We start from the raw sequence: 2575 nt of genomic DNA on the forward strand, positions 1-2575 counted from the left end.
TGTGTCTGATCTGATGTAGGTGGTCCAGTTCGGCTTGGGAAGTAGTCCGTTTCGGCGGCCTGTTTTAGTCCGTTTCAGCGTGAAAAAGTAGGCCACTTTCCTGGTGCGTTGCTGTGACTGGTGTGGCTCTTTTGGAATGAAAAAGGGCCATGCCGAGTAACCATCCCAGTAGGTTTCTGTTCCTGAGAAATGTCCCATCTTCGTTTGGCCGCGAGGTCCGGGACTTGGTTTTTCAGGAAGGGACCAGAAAGTAGATGACAATCAGCATGACCACGATCGAAACTATCAGACAGCTCGATGACGAGGGAATGTCCCGACGAGCGATCGCGAAGGCGGTATCGGTATCTCGCGCTACGGTCGATAAGTACGTCAACCAGGACGATTTCAGCCCTATCCCGCCAGTTAAGTTACATAAGCCAGGATCACTAGCGCTCGGTGAGACGTTGTGTGCCGTGATTGATCGGTGGCTTGAGCAAGATCAGCGCATGCCGCGCAAGCAACGCCACACTGCGCAGCGCATCTGTGACCGGCTTGCCGCCGAACATGGATATACCGGCTCGTATTCGCCGGTACAGCGCTACGTCAAGCAGTGGAGGCAGGACCATAAAGCCCCAGGAGATGGGTTCATGGAGTTGGAATGGTCTCCCGGGATCATCCAGGTTGATTTCGGCCAGGCAGAAATCAACCTGGCGTCAGATGTGAAGGTTGTACACCTTTTGGTGGTGACGTTTCCGTACTCGAATATGAGGTTTTGCAGGGCCTTCGCCGGTGAAACCGCCGAGTGTGTCATTACCGGATTGCTGGATGTCATCGATGCTGCCGGCGGAGTGCCGACTGAGATGGTCTTCGATAACGCTACTGCTATTGGACGCCGTGTCGGCCCGAAGGTTGTCGAATCAGAGCTCTTCGCCGCGTTTAAAGCGCACTATCGGACTCGGTCGCGTTACTGCAACCCGTATTCAGGCCATGAGAAAGGCAATGTGGAAAACGCTGTCGGGTTCATCCGCCGAAACCTGCTCGTTCCCGTGCCAGAAGTTGCTTCACTGGCAGAACTAAACGCTCTTCTGGACTCTGGGTGTGCCGCGTTTGCCAAGCAGACCCATTATAAGAAGGCAGCGGTAATCGCTGATCTGTTTCAACACGATCAACAAGCGCTCAAAGCATGTCCGTCGGTGCGGTTTAATCCGGTGCGTTTCGAAGTGCGTCGCACCGATAAAACCGGGATTGTCACCGTAGCAGGCAACCGCTACCTAGTCGGGCCTGCCTGGGCAAATAGGCAAGTCACGCTGGAATTGTCCCACGACACCATCACCGTCTTAGACGAGGAGTCTCGACGCATCATCGCGCTGCCGAGAGTCTTCGGCACTGCAGACGCTACAGTGATCAACCCCATAAGTCTGCTGCCAGGGTTAGCCAAAAAGCCGGGAGCGTGGAAGAACTCACCACTTCGCCACCATATGCCGGATAACGTCGTCGGCTACCTCGACGAAGCAGATACCGTCACACGCCGTGAGTTTTTCACCCATGCACAAACCACCGCCGCAGAATGCGGTTTCGACGCCACCGTCACCGCCGCTGCAGCACTTTTAGAAGCCAACGCTCAACCAACCGGACCGCATCTTGGCATCGCTGCACGATACAGCACCCCACCACCAACACAGCACACCAGAGCAAACCTGGCTACCTACGACCAACTCCTTGCCACCACAATCAACACCCCACAGCATGCGGAGGCGACCTAAAATGAGCGCTACAACCACCAAAAACCAAGTTGTCACACTCGGCCGCCAGCTCTATTTGACCACCGCTGTGTTACGCCAATGCGTTGAACACGCCACCCCACGCCAGTGCGACATCCTCATCGAATTGTTCGAAGCTGAACTTTCTTCCAGAGCAGCATCCAGAGCCCGCCGCCTCATGCACCGTGCGCGTGTGCCAGTACGCAAAACCCTCGACGGCTACGACTGGTCACCAGTGACCCTGCCCACGGACATCACCCGCGAACACCTCACCACGCTTGAGTTTCTCAACGGATGCGAAGACCTCGTCTTCTACGGTGACGTCGGCACCGGGAAAACACATCTCGCCATCGCGCTAGCCACCCAAACATGCCTTGCAGGCATCCCAGCAAGGTTTTTCACCGCCGCCGGCCTAGTCGACCACTTACGCAACGCTAAACAGGCAGGAAGACTCGACAAAGAACTCGCAGCACTCGGCAAAAACAAGCTCCTCGTCATCGACGAACTCGGCTACATCCCCATCGACACTGACGGTGCACGGTTACTTTTCCAAGCCATCGCCGACGCCTACGAACAACGCAGCCTGATCATCACCACCAACCTCGCGTTTTCCCAATGGGGCCAAGTCTTCGGCAACGATGACATGGCAGCGGCAGCCATCGACCGCATCGTCCACCACGGACGCATGATTACCTTCACCGGCCAGTCCTACCGCATGGCAAACGCCCTCATGAAATAACCCTCAAAACCCCAGCAACGCTCAAACGGCCCAAAACCGTGCCGAACTGGCCTAAAAATTCGAGCCGAAACGGCCTAAAACAACTTGACAAAACACA

General features: G+C 55.8%; 2 protein-coding genes. Both read left to right on the plus strand.

Features of this window, described 5'->3' with window-relative positions:
- The first annotated feature begins 266 nt into the window (after positions 1-266).
- Positions 267-1742, plus strand: a complete 1476-nt coding sequence (gene istA / locus HMPREF3145_RS01420) for an IS21 family transposase (RefSeq protein ID WP_070421491.1) — start codon at positions 267-269, stop codon at positions 1740-1742.
- Position 1743: 1 nt separating this feature from the next.
- A complete protein-coding gene (gene istB / locus HMPREF3145_RS01425) occupies positions 1744-2478 on the plus strand; it encodes an IS21-like element helper ATPase IstB (RefSeq protein ID WP_101733627.1) in 735 nt (244 codons plus the stop codon).
- Positions 2479-2575: the final 97 nt, after the last annotated feature.

The sequence above is a fragment of the Corynebacterium sp. HMSC05C01 genome (assembly GCF_001807155.1).
Taxonomy (GTDB): Bacteria; Actinomycetota; Actinomycetes; order Mycobacteriales; family Mycobacteriaceae; genus Corynebacterium; species Corynebacterium coyleae.

What these genes read in the sequence shown, in the direction of transcription:
- istA (WP_070421491.1), top strand. Translation starts at nt 267, where the DNA reads ATGACCACGATCGAAACTATCAGACAGCTCGATGACGAGGGAATGTCC.
- istB (WP_101733627.1), top strand. Translation starts at nt 1,744, where the DNA reads ATGAGCGCTACAACCACCAAAAACCAAGTTGTCACACTCGGCCGCCAG.